The organism is Streptomyces xingningensis (assembly GCF_054957865.1).
Map to the genome: position 1 here is coordinate 33,866 of NZ_JBDJPF010000057.1, position 15,337 is coordinate 49,202.

Annotated in this window: 15 protein-coding genes; 4 read left to right on the forward strand and 11 right to left on the reverse strand. The window is 70.4% G+C overall.

The window, feature by feature from the left end:
* Nucleotides 1-188 precede the first annotated feature (188 nt).
* From hemB to ABCR83_RS25280, 5 genes are all read right to left on the reverse strand, one after another.
* Entirely contained in the window at nucleotides 189-1,172 is a 984-nt protein-coding gene (gene hemB, locus ABCR83_RS25260) for a porphobilinogen synthase (protein ID WP_462697475.1), read from the reverse strand.
* A complete protein-coding gene (locus tag ABCR83_RS25265) occupies nucleotides 1,169-2,818 on the reverse strand; it encodes a bifunctional uroporphyrinogen-III C-methyltransferase/uroporphyrinogen-III synthase (protein ID WP_462697476.1) in 1,650 nt (549 codons plus the stop codon). Before ABCR83_RS25265 ends, hemB begins: the two co-directional genes overlap by 4 nt.
* Nucleotides 2,815-3,807 carry a hydroxymethylbilane synthase gene (hemC, locus tag ABCR83_RS25270; protein WP_462697477.1) on the reverse strand — a complete coding sequence of 331 codons (993 nt, stop codon included), beginning with the start codon at nucleotides 3,805-3,807 and terminating at the stop codon, nucleotides 2,815-2,817. The genes ABCR83_RS25265 and hemC overlap by 4 nt, the downstream gene beginning before the upstream one ends.
* Entirely contained in the window at nucleotides 3,804-5,162 is a 1,359-nt protein-coding gene (locus ABCR83_RS25275; RefSeq protein WP_462697478.1) for a glutamyl-tRNA reductase, read from the reverse strand. The genes hemC and ABCR83_RS25275 overlap by 4 nt, the downstream gene beginning before the upstream one ends.
* A gap of 64 nt (nucleotides 5,163-5,226) precedes the next feature.
* Entirely contained in the window at nucleotides 5,227-6,003 is a 777-nt protein-coding gene (locus ABCR83_RS25280; RefSeq protein ID WP_462697479.1) for a redox-sensing transcriptional repressor Rex, read from the reverse strand.
* 348 nt (nucleotides 6,004-6,351) lie between these two features.
* On the opposite strand from ABCR83_RS25280, the gene ABCR83_RS25285 reads away from it, so the two are divergent.
* The 4 genes from ABCR83_RS25285 to ABCR83_RS25300 all read left to right on the forward strand — a co-directional run bounded on the left by ABCR83_RS25285 (nucleotide 6,352) and on the right by ABCR83_RS25300 (nucleotide 10,328).
* Nucleotides 6,352-6,630, forward strand: a complete 279-nt coding sequence (locus ABCR83_RS25285; protein ID WP_462697480.1) for a glutaredoxin family protein — start codon at nucleotides 6,352-6,354, stop codon at nucleotides 6,628-6,630.
* A 97-nt stretch (nucleotides 6,631-6,727) separates the two neighbouring features.
* The gene (locus ABCR83_RS25290; RefSeq protein WP_462697481.1) at nucleotides 6,728-7,657 is read left to right on the forward strand and encodes an HAD family hydrolase; all 930 of its coding nucleotides are present in this window, start codon (nucleotides 6,728-6,730) and stop codon (nucleotides 7,655-7,657) included.
* A gap of 432 nt (nucleotides 7,658-8,089) precedes the next feature.
* A complete protein-coding gene (locus ABCR83_RS25295) occupies nucleotides 8,090-8,902 on the forward strand; it encodes an ECF subfamily RNA polymerase sigma factor, BldN family (protein WP_462697482.1) in 813 nt (270 codons plus the stop codon).
* Nucleotides 8,903-9,128: 226 nt separating this feature from the next.
* Nucleotides 9,129-10,328: a DUF5667 domain-containing protein gene (locus ABCR83_RS25300; RefSeq protein ID WP_462697484.1), complete on the forward strand. Its 1,200-nt coding sequence runs from the start codon at nucleotides 9,129-9,131 to the stop codon at nucleotides 10,326-10,328.
* Between the two features lie 45 nt (nucleotides 10,329-10,373).
* On the opposite strand, the gene ABCR83_RS25305 is transcribed toward ABCR83_RS25300, so the two are convergent.
* The 6 genes from ABCR83_RS25305 to ABCR83_RS25330 form a co-directional block, all read right to left on the reverse strand.
* Nucleotides 10,374-11,393, reverse strand: a complete 1,020-nt coding sequence (locus tag ABCR83_RS25305; RefSeq protein ID WP_462697485.1) for a lysophospholipid acyltransferase family protein — start codon at nucleotides 11,391-11,393, stop codon at nucleotides 10,374-10,376.
* A gap of 14 nt (nucleotides 11,394-11,407) precedes the next feature.
* Nucleotides 11,408-12,454, reverse strand: a complete 1,047-nt coding sequence (locus tag ABCR83_RS25310) for an NAD-dependent epimerase/dehydratase family protein (protein ID WP_462697486.1) — start codon at nucleotides 12,452-12,454, stop codon at nucleotides 11,408-11,410.
* Nucleotides 12,455-12,665: 211 nt separating this feature from the next.
* Nucleotides 12,666-12,764, reverse strand: a complete 99-nt coding sequence (locus ABCR83_RS25315; RefSeq protein ID WP_003948845.1) for a 30S ribosomal protein bS22 — start codon at nucleotides 12,762-12,764, stop codon at nucleotides 12,666-12,668.
* Between the two features lie 110 nt (nucleotides 12,765-12,874).
* Nucleotides 12,875-13,084 (reverse strand): helix-turn-helix domain-containing protein, encoded by a 210-nt coding sequence (locus ABCR83_RS25320; RefSeq protein WP_154080489.1) that lies wholly within the window; start codon nucleotides 13,082-13,084, stop codon nucleotides 12,875-12,877.
* Nucleotides 13,085-13,214: 130 nt separating this feature from the next.
* Complete coding sequence (locus ABCR83_RS25325; protein WP_462697487.1) at nucleotides 13,215-14,012, reverse strand: phosphatase; 798 nt, start codon at nucleotides 14,010-14,012, stop codon at nucleotides 13,215-13,217.
* A 39-nt stretch (nucleotides 14,013-14,051) separates the two neighbouring features.
* Nucleotides 14,052-15,224, reverse strand: a complete 1,173-nt coding sequence (locus tag ABCR83_RS25330) for an acetoin utilization protein AcuC (protein WP_462697488.1) — start codon at nucleotides 15,222-15,224, stop codon at nucleotides 14,052-14,054.
* Nucleotides 15,225-15,337 lie beyond the last annotated feature (113 nt).

A 15,337-nucleotide genomic window follows, 5' to 3' on the forward strand; every position in this document is an offset into this window, starting at 1 on the left:
GCACGCCTCCGTAGCGTAAGCGTCCTGACACGCACGGTAGTCATGTTCGGTTTGCCGGTGCCAGCCCCGTCCCATTTCGACGAGAGACGACCTATGTGGGTGACGGGGCAGGTTTGAGACGCGCGACGGCGGTGCCCCAACACCGGAGCACCGCCGTCCACTTCAAGCCAAAGAACCCTCGCGAACCCCTAGAGCTGCCGCGCCACCTCGGTCGCCCAGTAGGTGAGGATCTGCTGGGCGCCCGCGCGCCTGATGCCGGTCAGCGTCTCCATGATCGCCCGGTCCCGGTCGATCCAGCCATTGGCCGCGGCGGCCTCGACCATCGCGTACTCGCCCGAGACCTGGTAGGCAACGACCGGCACGTCCACCGCGTCCGCCACCTTGCCCAGGATGTCGAGGTAGGGCAGCGCCGGCTTGACCATCACCAGGTCGGCGCCCTCGGCGAGGTCCAGCGCCAGCTCGCGCATCGCCTCGCGGGCGTTGGCCGGATCCTGCTGGTAGGTCTTGCGGTCGCCCTCGAGCGAGGAGGCCATCGCCTCCCGGAACGGGCCGTAGAAGGCCGAGGCGTACTTCACGGTGTAGGCGAGGACCGCCACGTCCTGGTGCCCGGCAGCGTCCAGCGCCGCGCGGACGACCCCGACCTGGCCGTCCATCATCCCGCTGGGGCCCACCACATGGACGCCCGCATCGGCCTGGACGCGGGCCATCTCGGCGTACCGTTCGAGCGTCGCGTCATTGTCCACCCGGCCCCGGTCGTCCAGGACGCCGCAGTGGCCGTGGTCGGTGTACTCGTCGAGGCAGAGGTCCGACATGATGACCAGCTCGTCGCCGACCTCGGCCCGTACGTCCCGGATGGCCCGCTGCAGGATGCCGTCCGGATCGGTGCCCTGGCTGCCGAGCGCGTCCTTGTGCTCGGGCACGCCGAAGAGCATGATCCCGCCGACCCCGGCCGCCAGGGCCTCGACCGCGGCCTTCCGCAGGGTGTCCCGGGTGTGCTGGACGACGCCCGGCATGGACGAGACCGGCACCGGCTCGCTGATCCCCTCCCGCACAAAGGCGGGCAGGATCAGCTCGGCCGGATGCAGCCGGGTCTCCGCGACCATGCGGCGCATGGCCGGCGTGCTGCGCAGCCGCCGGGGGCGGGCGGCGGGAAACGATCCGTACGTGCTCAACTCCGTGCCCTTCTACGCGATCCGGGCCGCCGCTCGCTCGGGCGGGTGACCGGGTCGCCGGCCTCCAGCGCGGCATCGCGCCGCGCCGCCCCGAACTCCGCGAGCGCCTCGGCCAGTTTGTGCACCGAGGGCTCGGGCGACAGCACGTCCACCCGCAGGCCGTGCTCCTCCGCGGTCTTCGCGGTGGCCGGGCCGATGCAGGCGATGACAGTGACATTGTGCGGCTTGCCGGCGATGCCGACGAGGTTCCGCACGGTGGACGAGGAGGTGAAGAGCACGGCGTCGAAGCCGCCGCCCTTGATCGCCTCCCGGGTGTCGGCCGGCGGCGGCGAGGCGCGCACCGTCCGGTAGGCGGTGACGTCGTCGACCTCCCAGCCCAGCTCGATCAGACCGGCCACCAGCGTCTCGGTGGCGATGTCGGCGCGCGGCAGGAAGACCCGGTCGATCGGGTCGAAGACCGGGTCGTAGGGCGGCCAGTCCTCCAGCAGGCCCGCGGCCGACTGCTCGCCGCTGGGCACCAGATCGGGCTTCACCCCGAACTCGATCAGCGACTTGGCGGTCTGCTCGCCGACGGCCGCGACCTTGATGCCCGCGAACGCCCGCGCGTCGAGCCCGTATTCCTCGAACTTCTCGCGCACCGCCTTGACCGCGTTGACCGAGGTGAAGGCGATCCACTCATAGCGCCCGGTGACCAGGCCCTTGACCGCACGCTCCATCTGCTGCGGGGTGCGCGGCGGTTCGACGGCGATGGTCGGCACCTCGTGCGGCACGGCGCCGTACGAGCGGAGCTGGTCGGAGAGCGAGGCGGCCTGCTCCTTGGTGCGCGGCACGAGCACATTCCAGCCGAACATCGGCTTGGACTCGAACCACGAGAGCGGCTCACGCCGTTCGGCCGCGCTGCGCTCGCCGACCACGGCTATCACGGGCTGCCCGCCGTCCGGCGACGGCAGCACCTTGGCGGCCTTGAGCACCTGGGCGACCGTGCCCAGGGTGGCGGTCCAGGTGCGCTGCCGGGTGGTGGTGCCGGCCACGGTGACGCTCAGCGGGGTGTCGGGCTTGCGCCCGGCGGAGACCAGCTCGGCGGCGGTCGCGACGACCGAGTCCAGCGTGCTGGAGACCACCACGGTCACCTCGCTGGCGCCGACCTCGGACCAGCAGGTGGACGTGGCCGTACGGGCGTCGACGAACCGCACATCACCCCCCTCGCCGTCGCGCAGCGGCACCCCCGCGTAGGCGGGCACGCCCACGGCGGTGGCGATGCCCGGCACCACCTCGAAGGTGATGCCCTCGGCGGCGCAGGCGAGCATCTCCTCGGCGGCACCGCCGTCCATGCCGGGGTCGCCGAGCACCGCACGGACGACCCGCTTGCCGCCGCGCGCGGCCGTCATGACAAGATTGGCCGTGTCCCTAAGAATGGGGACTCCGGCGGCACTTGACGACTCGTCAGTAACCGTCTGGATGGGCATGTCCACCTGCGCGCGGGCATGCGTACGCACCACATCCAGCACCTGCGGATCGGCGATCAGGACGTCCGCGGCCGCCAGTGCCTCCACGGCGCGCAACGTCAGCAGTCCCGGGTCTCCGGGGCCGGCACCGAGGAAGGTGACGTACCCGTGCACGGGGTGGTTCGGGGCGGTGGGGTTCAAAGTGCTCGCTCCCCCATAAGACCGGCCGCACCCTTGTCGAGCATCTCGGCCGCGAGTTCGCGACCGAGAGCCAGCGCGTCGGCGTCCGACGCGGGCACGGGACCGGTGGTGGACAGCTGCACCAGCGTGGCACCGTCGGTCGAGCCGACGACGCCCCGCAGGCGCATTTCGGTGACATCCCGCCCGTCGCCCATGGCGCCTCCCCCGGGGGAAAGGTCGGCCAGCGCACCCACGGGTGCGGAGCAGCCGGCCTCCAGCGCGGCGAGCAGGGAACGCTCGGCGGTCACGGCGGCCCGGGTGTGCGGGTCGTCGAGCTCGGCGAGAACGGCCACGAGGGCTGCGTTCCGCGCAGCGCACTCGATGGCCAGGGCCCCCTGGCCGGGGGCGGGCAAAACCAGGTCGGGGTCGAGGAACTGGGTCGCTTCCCCGATCCGGCCGATCCGGGTGAGACCGGCGGCGGCCAGCACGACCGCATCCAGCTCACCCTTGGCCACAAAGCTCAAACGGGTGTCGATATTGCCGCGGATCGGCACGGTCTCGATCTCCCGGCCGAGCGCCCGCGCCCAGGCGTTGAGCTGCGCCATCCGGCGCGGCGAGCCGGTGCCGATGCGCGGAACCGCCGGAAGCGCCGCGAGGTCCTCGAAGCGCAGGCCGTCGCGGGCCACCAGCACATCGCGCGGGTCCTCCCGGACCGGGACGGCGGCCAGCACCAGCTCCGCCGGCTGCGCGGTCGGCAGGTCCTTGAGCGAGTGCACGGCAAAGTCGATCCCGTCCGCCAGCAGCGCGTCCCGCAGCGCGGTGACGAACACACCGGTGCCGCCGATCTGCGCCAGGGCGGCCCGCGAGACGTCCCCGTAGGTGGTGATCTCGACCAGCTCGACCGGACGCCCGGTGAGCCGCCGCACCGCCTCGGCGACCTGCCCGGACTGGGCCATGGCCAACTGGCTGCGCCGGGTGCCCAGGCGCAGGGGTGTAGTGGTGTCGTTCATACCGACTCCCGTGCTGTGTCGCGCGTTTCCGCGCTGCGCGTATCGGCCCGGCTGACGGCGGCCACCGCCTGCGGGTCGAGGTCGAAGAGTTCCCGCAGCGCATCGGCGTAGCCGGCACCGCCGGGGGTGGCGGCCAGCTCCTTGACCCGCACCGTGGGCGCGTGCAGGAGCTTGTCGACGACCCGGCGCACGGTCTGCGCGATCTCCGCGCGCTGCCGGTCGTCGAGCCCGGGCAGCCGCCCGTCCAGCCGGGCGATCTCGCCGGCCACCACATCGGCCGCCATGGTGCGCAGGGCCACCACGGTGGGCGTGATGTGCGCGGCCCGCTGGGCGGCGCCGAAGGCGGCCACCTCGTCGGAGACGATGGCCCGCACCTGGTCGACGTCGGCGGCCATGGGTGCGTCAGCGGAGGCCTCGGCGAGGGTCTCGATGTCGACCAGCCGGGCCCCCCCGATCCGGTGCGCGGCGGCGTCGATGTCACGGGGCATGGCGAGGTCGAGCAGGGCGATCCCGGGGCGGCCGGCGAGCGCGGCCCGGATGGCCTCGGCCGTCAGGACCAGGCCGGTGGCGCCCGTACAGGACACCACGATGTCGGCCAGCGCCAGCTCGCCCGGCACGGCGGACATCTCCACCGCCGAGGCCGTACAGCCGGGGCCGCCCGGCTCGGTCAGAATCTGTGCCAGCCGCCGGGCCCGCTCCAGCGTCCGGTTGGCGACGGCCACATGCGCCACCCCCGCCCGGGCCAGCGTCGCCGCGGCCAGTGAGGACATCGAGCCCGCGCCGATGACCAGGGCGCGCCTGCCCGCGGCCCACTCCTCGACGGACGGGCCGTCCGAGAGCTGCTCCAGGCCGAAGGTCACCAGCGACTGGCCGGCCTTGTCGATGCCGGTCTCGCTGTGGGCGCGCTTGCCGACCCGAAGGGCCTGCTGGAAGAGGTCGTTGAGCAGCCGCCCGGCGGTGTGCAGCTCCTGGGCGAGGGCGAGCGCGTCCTTGATCTGGCCGAGGATCTGGCCCTCGCCGACGACCATCGAGTCCAGCCCGCAGGCCACCGAGAACAGATGGTGGACGGCCCGGTCCTCGTAGTGCACATAGAGATACGGCGTGAGCTCGTCCAGGGCGACGCCCGTGTGCCGGGCCAGCAGCGTGGACAGCTCGGCCACACCGGCGTGGAACTTGTCCACGTCGGCGTAGAGCTCGATGCGGTTGCAGGTGGCGAGCACCGCCGCCTCGGTGGCGGGCTCGGCCGCGAGGGCGTCGTGCACCAGCGCGGCCTGCACGGCCCGCGTGAGCGCGGCCCGCTCCAGCACGCTCACCGGAGAACTGCGGTGGCTGAGACCGACTACCAGAAGACTCATGCCTGTCCCTCGCTTCGCTCGGGCAAGCCTGCGCCTGGGACGCCCCTCTTGATGATTCGCTCGCTCATGCCGGCATCACGGCGGGGACATCCCCGTCGGGTCCCTTTCTGCCGCCCGTGGCGGTACGGACTCCCGCCCCCGGGCGGGGCCGTGTCGCGGTGGCGGCCTGCGCGGACTCCTCGCCCGCCTTGCGCTGCTCGTGGAAGGCGAGGATCTGCAGCTCGATCGACAGATCCACCTTACGCACGTCGACGCCCTCCGGAACCGACAGCACGGTGGGCGCGAAGTTGAGGATGGAGGTGATCCCGGCGGCGACCAGCCGGTCGCACACCTGCTGGGCGGCACCGGCCGGGGTCGCGATGACGCCGATGGAGACGCCGTTCTCGCTGATGATCGACTCGAGTTCGTCGGTGTGCCGCACCGGCAGCCCGGCGACCGGCTTGCCGGCCATGGCGGGGTCGGCGTCGATCAGGGCCGCGACCCTGAAGCCGCGCGAGGCGAAGCCGCCGTAGTTGGCCAGCGCGGCGCCGAGGTTGCCGATGCCGACGATCACGACCGGCCAGTCCTGGGTCAGGCCGAGTTCCCGCGAGATCTGGTAGACGAGGTACTCGACGTCATAGCCGACACCGCGGGTGCCGTACGAGCCGAGGTAGCTGAAGTCCTTGCGCAGCTTGGCGGAGTTGACGCCCGCCGCGGTCGCCAGCTCCTCGGAGGAGACCGTGGGGACCGAGCGCTCGGAGAGCGCGGTCAACGCGCGCAGATACAGCGGTAGCCGGGCGACGGTGGCCTCGGGAATCCCTCGGCTTCGGGTCGCCGGTCGGTGAGTTCGGCCAGTTGCCACGGTGCTCCTGCGGGTAGAGCGGGGCTGTAGGCGGCGCCTTGTCCCAGGACCGCCCCGTCGAACGCAGGCTATGCCTTTGTGAACGCGTGCACAAAGATGGTGTCCGCTTTGTCCGGCCAAAGTGATGGGTGTCACGCGGAGTTTCGGCCGGATCCGGGAACCAATGTCCGTATCGCAGCGACCGCCACAGCCGTCACATCGGCACCAGAGGTCGGCCGACCGGGACACGGACTCTCACTCCTCACCACACACCCCCGGACACCAATAAATCGCCACATGATGGTAGTCGACCCAGGCGCCCCGAAAGCCCCCGCAGACCGCCCCGCGCCACCGGGCACAATGGCGCTCATGAGCCCGCTCCTCCGCCGCCAGGCCCGCGAGAACCCCGCCGACCACACCGTCACCCTGATCGGCAAGCCCGGCTGCCACCTGTGCGACGACGCCGAGGCCGTGATCGCCACCGTCTGCGGCGAACTGGGTGCCCACTGGGAGAAGAAGGACATCACCGAGGACGAGGAGCTGTACCGCCAGTACTGGGAGCAGATCCCGGTCATCCTCGTCGACGGCGCCCAGCACGACTTCTGGCGGGTGGACCCCGCCCGCCTGCGCAAGGCGCTCGGCGGCTGACCGACCGGCGGGGCGGTAACGCTACTGATGCGTAGAGTTCACGTCATAGCATCGTCCCCGCCCCGGATACCCCGAACAAACTGGCTATGCTCGCGGCATGGCCGCACTCGCATGGCTCACCTTCCGCCGGCGCCCCGCCACCGCACGCAGCGTGCGGGCAGGCGAGGCCGCGGCGGAGGCAGCCCGCAAGTCCGCGCAGGAGCAGGAGCTCCGGGAGTCCGCCGAGCGCGCGGCCGAACCCGAGTTCCCGGTCGTCGGCGACGCCAGGGCCGCCGCGTTCTTCGACCTCGACAACACCGTGATGCAGGGCGCCGCCATCTTCCACTTCGGTCGCGGCCTCTACAAACGCCGCTTCTTCGGCAAGCGCGACCTGGCCCGCTTCGCCTGGCAGCAGACCTGGTTCCGGCTGGCCGGCATCGAGGACCCCGAGCACATCCAGGACGCCCGGGACAGCGTGCTGTCCATCGTCAAGGGCCACCGGGTCTCGGAGCTGATGACCATCGGCGAGGAGATCTACGACGAGTACATGGCCGAGCGCATCTGGCCCGGCACCCGCGCCCTCGCCCAGGCCCACCTCGACGCCGGCCAGAAGGTCTGGCTGGTCACCGCGGCCCCCATCGAGACCGCCACCATCATCGCCCGCAGACTCGGCCTGACCGGCGCCCTGGGCACCGTCGCCGAGTCCGTCGGCGGCGTCTACACCGGCAAGCTGGTCGGCGAGATGCTGCACGGCCCGGCCAAGGCCGAGGCGGTACGGGCGCTGGCCGCGGCCGAGGGCCTGGAACTGGCCCGCTGCGCCGCGTACAGCGACTCCGCCAACGACATCCCGATGCTCTCCCTCGTCGGCCACCCGCACGCGGTCAACCCCGACGCCCGGCTGCGCAAGCATGCGCACGAACGCGGCTGGCAGCTGCGCGACTACCGTACGGGCCGCAAGGCGGCCAGGATCGGCGTCCCGGCGGCCCTCGGCCTGGGCGCCCTGGCGGGCGGCGCCGCCGCGATCGCGCTGCACCGACGCCGCCACTGACCCGCCACTGACCCGCCACTGACCCGCGAGGCTGCGGCCCCGGACCCGCCGTCATCACCGGATCGGGCGACGGAGTGGTGACGTCCCGCCAACTTCCCGAATACGGACCGTAATCACAGTCCACCAGCAGGCAATCCTGTTGTCATACCCCCACGCGGCCACCGACAGTCCTGCCGTGTCCTGATTGCCACAACACGCTGCCCAATCGGCCACACCTTAAGCAAAATCGGTCAACTTCCATTCACAGTTCGATATTTGATCAACCACCAACAGGTGAGAGAGCGAACGGAAACGATGATTTGAGCAACTCGGTGTAGCGCTGCCTGTACGAAGGGTTATTCTCCTCAGACGCAAACCGGTCCCTTGCTTGTCCCTACGACGAGTGAACGGTCCGGTACTGCACGTGATGGAAGCTCTGCCTCTGGGAGTCCCGTGTACCCACACGTCGGGGTTGACGCCTCGGGCCTGGCTACGCTGCGCGCAGCGGTCCTTGACCGTCTGCGCGGCTTCGTCCCCACCGCGTACGCCGTCCCCGCCTTCGCCACGCTCGCCCCCTCCGTAGCAGCCGGCCCGGCCTTCGGCCAACGGAGCCCCTGCTACGCCCTCGCCGAGGGCAGCGCCGCGGTCGGCAGACGCGCCCGCCGCGGCGCGGGGGCGGGCACCACTACCACCACCCGCCGCCCGAGCGCGGACAGCGACAGCGCCCGCATGCTGGACCTGGTCGAGCGCGCCCAGGCCGGCGAGGCCGAGGCATTCGGCCGCCTCTACGACCAGTACGCCGACACCGTTTACCGCTACATCTACTACCGCGTGGGCGGCCGGGCCACCGCCGAGGACCTGACCAGCGAGACGTTCCTGCGCGCCCTGCGCCGGATCGGCACCTTCACCTGGCAGGGCCGCGACTTCGGCGCCTGGCTGGTGACGATCGCCCGCAACCTGGTCGCCGACCACTTCAAGTCGTCCCGGTTCCGGCTGGAGGTGACCACCGGCGAGATGCTCGACGCCAATGAGGTCGAGCGCAGTCCCGAGGACTCCGTCCTCGAATCCCTGTCCAACGCCGCCCTGTTGGAGGCGGTGCGCAAGCTCAACCCCCAGCAGCAGGAGTGCGTCACCCTGCGTTTCCTCCAGGGCCTGTCGGTCGCCGAGACCGCCCGGGTCATGGGCAAGAACGAGGGCGCGATCAAGACCCTGCAGTACCGGGCCGTCCGCACCCTCGCCAGACTCCTCCCGGACGACGCACGCTGACGCCCGTCCTCCGCCATGCCTGAATTCGCCGTCCCCACGTCCCCGATCCCGGCCGCGCAACCCGCCCGCGTAACCCGACCGCCGCACCGCTCGTTGTCCGGGATGCAGACTTCCCGCAATCACGCCATGCCCGCATCCGCTCACTCGATCGAGTGGATGCCCTCAAGGCGTGCAACCTCCAAGTGTTCAGGGGAGTCGATCGTCATGACGAGAGGAGGTGCCGCCAGTGATCGCGAACGTATCGGCGCACCGGCGGGCGAACGCCTTCGCCCAGGCCCTGGAGGACCAGGAACTCCAGGGCACGGCGGCCGCACGGGGCCCATCGGCGGATGACGCCGAGCACGGAAGACTTCTGGCCTTGGCAGACGGGCTCGCCGAACTGCCCGCGCCGGAGCTGGATCCCGAAGTGAAGACCGTGCAGCGGGCGCGGCTGATCGCCGCCATGGAGGTCCAGTTCGCCGATGCCCCCACCGTCCCCGAGCAGCGCAAAAGCGCCTCGGGCGGCAAGGGCGCGCATCGGCAGGGCGGCCCGCTGAGTCGGCTCAAGCCCCGCTCCCGCTGGTCCAAGGGGCTCGCGGCCGGCGGGCTGACGGTGGGCGTGGCGGCCGGGGCGTTCGGCGGCGTGGCCGCCGCCAGCTCCAGCGCCCTGCCCGGCGACACGCTCTACGGGCTCAAACGCGGCATGGAAGACCTCAAACTCGGCCTCGCCGACAGCGACTCCGACCGCGGCTCGCTCTTCCTCGACCAGGCCTCGACCCGCCTGCAGGAGGCCCGTCGGCTCATGGAGCGCGGCCGGTCCGGCCACCTCGACCACGAGTCGCTGAGCGAGATCCGCAAGACCCTCTCGGGCATGCGGCACGACGTCTCCGAGGGCCACCGGCTGCTGCGCGCGGCCTATCAGCGCGATGGCTCGCTCGCCCCCATGCAGCTGCTGTCCTCGTTCACCTCCTCGCATCTCGAGGGCTGGAGCCAGCTGCGCGACAAGCTGCCGCTGCCGCTCAACGACGTGCGCGATCAGGTCAGTTCGGCCTTCCAGGCCATAGACGATGAGATCGAGCCACTGCGCTCCCTGCTGCACGGCCATGGCAAGCACGACGCCCGAGGTCACGGCGAATCCTCCGCGCACCAGGGTTCCCCGGGCAGCGCGGGGCACAGCGCCCCGGCCCCCCGGTCGTCCACCAGCCCCGAGGGCAAGCGCTCCGGCGGTCGGTCCGCACAGCCGTCCACCGGCAGCCAGGAAGACCACGGCGGCCTCCTCGGCCCGGGCGGGCTGCTCCACCCCGTCGTGCCCGGCGACCCCTCCAGCCCGTCCGGCGGTTCGCACGGCAAGGAGGACAAGCCGTCCAAGCAGCCGGAGATCACTCTCCCGCCCATCCTCCCCGGCATCCTGCCGGGCCTGGGCCTCCATGGCGAGGACGCCAAGTAACCCATCGCGGCAGGGCTGTTCAGGCGGCGGTCGGTGTTCTTCTGCTCAGAAGAACACCGACCGCCGTTGCACAAGCAGCTTGTAAAGCGTGTGCTGAATCGTTTCGCGCACCTGGTCGGTGAGGTTGAACATCAGCATTGGATCGTCCACGGCTTCCGGCGGATAGCCGTCCGTGGGAATCGGCTCTCCGAACTGGATGGTCCACTTCGTGGGCAGCGGGACCATCCCCAGCGGCCCCAGCCAGGGAAAGGTCGGCGTCAGCGGGAAGTACGGGAAGCCCAGCAGCCGGGCCAGCGTCTTTGAATTGCCGATCTTCGGGTAGATCTCCTCGGCCCCGACGATCGAGCAGGGCACGATCGGCGCCCCCGCCCCAAGTGCCGTGGAGACAAAGCCTCCCCGGCCGAAGCGCTGCAACTTGTACCGCTCGGAGAACGCCTTCCCGATCCCCTTGAAGCCCTCCGGCATCACACCGACCACCTCGCCGCGCTCAAGGAGCTGTTGGGCATCCTCGGCGCAGGCCAGGGTGTGCCCGGCCTTGCGGGAGATCTCATTGATCACCGGCAGCATGAAGACCAGGTCCGCCGCGAGCATCCGGATGTGCCGCCCGGCCGGATGGTGATCGTGCACGGCGACCTGCAGCATCAGACCGTCGATGGGCAACGTCCCGGAGTGGTTGGCGACGACCAGCGCCGCGCCCTTGTCCGGGATGTTCTCCAGCCCCCGCACCTCCACCCGGAAGTACTTCTCATAGAACGGGCGGAGCGCGGACATCAGCACCTGGTCGGTGAGTTCCTTGTCAAAGCCGAAGTCATCGACCTCATACTCACCGGTGATCCGGCGGCGCAGAAAGCTCAGGCCATGGGCGAGCTTCTGGTTCCAGCCGTCCTCCCGCTCCGGCGCCGGCTCGACGGCCGCCGCCCCGGGCGGCGCGGGCTGCTCCTCGCGCGGTGGCGGCACCGGCGCCAGGGGCGTCGCGGCCCGGCCGGTACGGCCCGAACTCATCCGCTTGCCACGCCGCTTGGACCGCGGTTCCTCGCCGAACGGGATGACCTTCGCATCCGCCATGGTGCGTGCGCTCCTCACTTGTGGTCGCGGCCGGCAGGCACTGCCGCGGCGATCCGGTCGACGGTACGGGCGAGGGTCTCGGGCGGCAGCAGGCCGGGGCCACGGCTGAGGATGAAGTCCGCGAACGCGCCGGGCGTGGTGTACCGGGGATGAAAGCCCAGTGTCTCCCGCATCTGATCGGTCTGGACGACCCGGCCATGGGTGAGCAGGCGGATCTGCTCGGGGGAGAAGTCCAGCACCCGGGCCGAACGCAACACGGCACCGAACCAGGTGACGGTCGGCAGGAGGAACGGGAGGGTGGGGCGCCCAAGGCGCCTCGCGGCCTGGGAGAGCAGCAGCACGCCATCGCCCGCGATGTTGAACGTCCCGCTGTTGAGCGTTCCCTGGCGCGGCTCGCCCGCACCGATCCGCAGCGCCTCGATCGCATCGTCCTCGTGCACAAACTGGAGCCGGGGGTCGAAGCCGACGACGGAGGGCAGTACGGGCAGCGCGAAGTACTCGGCGAACGGCGAATCGGCGCAGGGCCCGAGGATGTTGGCGAACCGCAGCACACACACCGCCACATCCGGGCGACGGCGGGCGAAGCCGCGCACATATCCCTCGATCTCGACCACGTCCTTGGCGAAGCCGCCGCTGGGCAGCGACTTGGGCGGCGTGGTCTCGGTGAAGATCGCGGGATCGCGGGGCGCGGAACCGTACACATTCGTGCTGGACTTGATGACCAGGCGCTTGACGGACGGGGTCTTCTGGCAGGCACCCAGCAGTTGCATGGTGCCGATGACATTGGTCTCCTTGACCAAGGTCCGGCTGCCGCGCTTGCCCAGCGGGGTGCCATTGACGTCCATGTGCACCACGGTGTCGACGGTGTGCTCCGCCAGGACCCGCGCGATCGTGGGATGGCGAATGTCCGCCCGTATGAAATCGGCCCCGCCGAGGTGGTGCTCGGGTGGCACCGCGTCCACCCCGATGACCCGGTCGACACCGGACTCTCGCTGGACGCGACGGACGAAGCGGCCGCCCAGTCGGCGCGCGACTCCGGTGACGAGCACGACCTTGCCCAAGATCAGCGCCTTTCTTTCCGTCGGGTCCCCCTCAGCCGACGGGAGATGCCCTGTGGCGGTCACCGTAGCGGCTCGTTGTTGCGCTGTGATGACCGCCCACTGCACGGAGCGACATTTCAAGCCGTAGCGAAGGCCTTACGCAACGCAAACACCGCAGCCCTCCCACCGTCGAGACGGTGGGAGGGCTGCGGGACGAACACAGCGGCGCTGCTTACTTCTTGTTGCGGCGCTGAACGCGAGTGCGCTTGAGCAGCTTGCGGTGCTTCTTCTTCGCCATCCGCTTGCGCCGCTTCTTGATAACAGAGCCCACGACTACCCTCGCTTACATCGATTCACTCGGTGCGGGGCGTCCGAGCCCACACGACCTACATCGGGCCAGCCTACCCGGCACCGGGCGAACAACGTAATCCGAGGTCCTCGTCAGGCGGTTTCCACCCCCACAAAAGACTCACGGAGGTACTCGTGCACCGCCTGCTCTGGGACCCGGAAGGACCTTCCCACCCGGATCGCCGGCAGATGACCACTGTGTACCAAGCGGTACACGGTCATCTTGGACACGCGCATCACCGCGGCAACTTCCGCCACGGTCAGGAACACGACCTCGTTGAGAGGCCTTTCGCCAGCAGCCATGACACACACCTGAACCTTCCGCACATGACGCGCACCGGCTTCCCCTCCGGTGACTCCTCGTCGCTGCGCGCTCACTCCCCAGACTAGGGGCGGGTGATGCGAGTGGGGAAGAGGAGCAGCCATCGGCCGCCTACCGTGACAGACACGCTCGATTGAGTACATAGCGAGTAAGCGGCAGGTAGTAATCAGACCGCACAGCGTCATCAAGCGGAACGACGACGGACACCCGCCCCTCGGCCTGACCGACGAACAGCGCGGGGTCGTCCGAGTCCGCCAGCCCGATGGCCTCAAAGCCCAGCTGACCTGCCCCGCAGACCCATCCGTGATCCCCGATGACCAGGCCCGGCAACGGCCCTTCACCGTCCGCCGCGGCGGCCAGTACGGTACGAAGCGGGAGGGGCGAATGAGTGTGTGCGCCGGGCTCATTCGAGGATCTCCGTGCGCCGGGTTCACGCACCATCGCGACTCCTTGGACGTAGTCAAGGTTGTATGTGCGTACGCCAAACCGGGTCGTTATGTCGACACCTCGACCCTGCGCGGGGGTGAGGACACGGCATCCGGCCGCCGACAGTCCAGCGGCCAAGGAGGCGTAGAAACCCAGGAGCCGGTGGGGGTGCCCGGTGCCGATCAGCACCGGAGCGCCCGCCGCGGCCACCGCGGCGAGGCGGTCGGCGAAGGCACCGAGTGCCATCAGTGTGCGATCGGGGTCAATCACATCTTGCCCTGAAGTGTGTGTGGGATCGGCCGAAACTCCACACCTACTCCCCATCAGGTGCAACAACTCCTTAAAGCGCCAGTCATTTTCAGGCTCCAGTCCCATCAGCACCCGGGGGTCGCCGGCGACGAATCTGCGGTAACGGTCCAGGCTCCGCTCCCGCGTCGTGGCCACGGTCCCGGCGAGCCGGGCGGCGAGCAGATGCGCGCGCAAGCGTTCCACGGTCGGCTAACGGCCGGTCAAAGCCCTTGGCTACGGCAGCAGTCCATGCGCCGGAAAAACCGCCCGCCGGGTGGCCAGAATCGCCTGGTCGAGCCGGTCGGCCGGGTCATAGCCGTGGTGGTTGAAGTCCCGCCACTGCGGCCGCAGTCCGTCCGTCATCCGCGGCGGGCCCAACTGGCGGGTGCGGCGGAAGACTTCGCGCTGCCACTCCTCCGGCACCTCGGCCTCCGGCGCCACCGGCCGTCCGGCGGCGATGGCGACCAGATGGGTCCAGGACCGGGGCACCACGTCCACCACGGCATAGCCGCCCCCGCCCAGGGCCACCCAGCGGCCCTCCGTGTGCTGATGCGCCAGTTCATGGCAGGCCTCGGCCACCAGCCGCTGTGCGTCCAGGGAGACCGCAAGATGCGCAAGCGGGTCCTCGAAGTGCGTATCGGCGCCGTGTTGGGTCACCAGCACCTGCGGCCGGAAGGCCGCCAGGAGTTCCGGTACCACGGCGTGGAAGGCCCGCAGCCACCCCGCGTCCCCCGTCCCGGCCGGCAGGGCCACATTCACCGCGCCGCCCTCCGCCTCCCCCGCTCCGGTCTCCTCCGGCCATCCGGTCTGCGGGAAGAGCGTACGGGGATGCTCGTGCAGCGAGATCGTGAGCACCCTGGGGTCATCCCAGAACGCCGCCTGCACGCCGTCGCCATGGTGGACGTCCACATCCACGTAGGCGACCCGCTCAGCACCGAGTTCCAGCAGCCTGGCAACTGCGAGGGCGGCGTCGTTGTAGACGCAGAAGCCCGCTGCCGACCCCGGCATGGCGTGATGCAGCCCACCCGTGAAGTTCACCGCGTGCACCGCCTGGCCCTGCCATACGGCCTCGGCCGCACCGACCGACTGGCCCGCGATCAGTGCGGCCGCTTCGTGCATTCCCGGAAATGCCGGATCGTCCGGCGTGCCGAGGCCATAAGTGGCGTCGGCGGACCGCGGGTTGGCGGACGCCGCCCGTACGGCCGCGATGTAATCCTCGCGGTGGACGAGCCGTAGCGTCGAATCCCCAGCCGCCCTGGCCGCCACCACCTGGACCGCCCGGTCCAGGCCGTACGCCTCCACCAGGCGCATGGTCAGTGCCAGGCGAACCGGGTCCATCGGATGCCCGGGCCCGAAGTCATAGCCTGTTACCGCCTCGTCCCACATCAACTGTGCGCGACCACTCATGGACGCCACCGTATCGGTAAATGCAAAAGGCCGGAGGCCCGAGTCGATGTGTAAACACTCAACTCGGGCCTCCGGCCCAATAATTGCTCGGCGGCGTCCTACTCTCCCACACG

What these genes read in the sequence shown, in the direction of transcription:
- ABCR83_RS25290 (WP_462697481.1), top strand. Translation starts at nt 6,728, where the DNA reads ATGGCCGCACTCGCATGGCTCACCTTCCGCCGGCGCCCCGCCACCGCA.
- ABCR83_RS25285 (WP_462697480.1), top strand. Translation starts at nt 6,352, where the DNA reads ATGAGCCCGCTCCTCCGCCGCCAGGCCCGCGAGAACCCCGCCGACCAC.
- ABCR83_RS25275 (WP_462697478.1), bottom strand. Translation starts at nt 5,162, where the DNA reads ATGAGTCTTCTGGTAGTCGGTCTCAGCCACCGCAGTTCTCCGGTGAGC.
- ABCR83_RS25320 (WP_154080489.1), bottom strand. Translation starts at nt 13,084, where the DNA reads ATGGCTGCTGGCGAAAGGCCTCTCAACGAGGTCGTGTTCCTGACCGTG.
- hemC (WP_462697477.1), bottom strand. Translation starts at nt 3,807, where the DNA reads ATGAACGACACCACTACACCCCTGCGCCTGGGCACCCGGCGCAGCCAG.
- ABCR83_RS25330 (WP_462697488.1), bottom strand. Translation starts at nt 15,224, where the DNA reads ATGAGTGGTCGCGCACAGTTGATGTGGGACGAGGCGGTAACAGGCTAT.
- ABCR83_RS25305 (WP_462697485.1), bottom strand. Translation starts at nt 11,393, where the DNA reads ATGGCGGATGCGAAGGTCATCCCGTTCGGCGAGGAACCGCGGTCCAAG.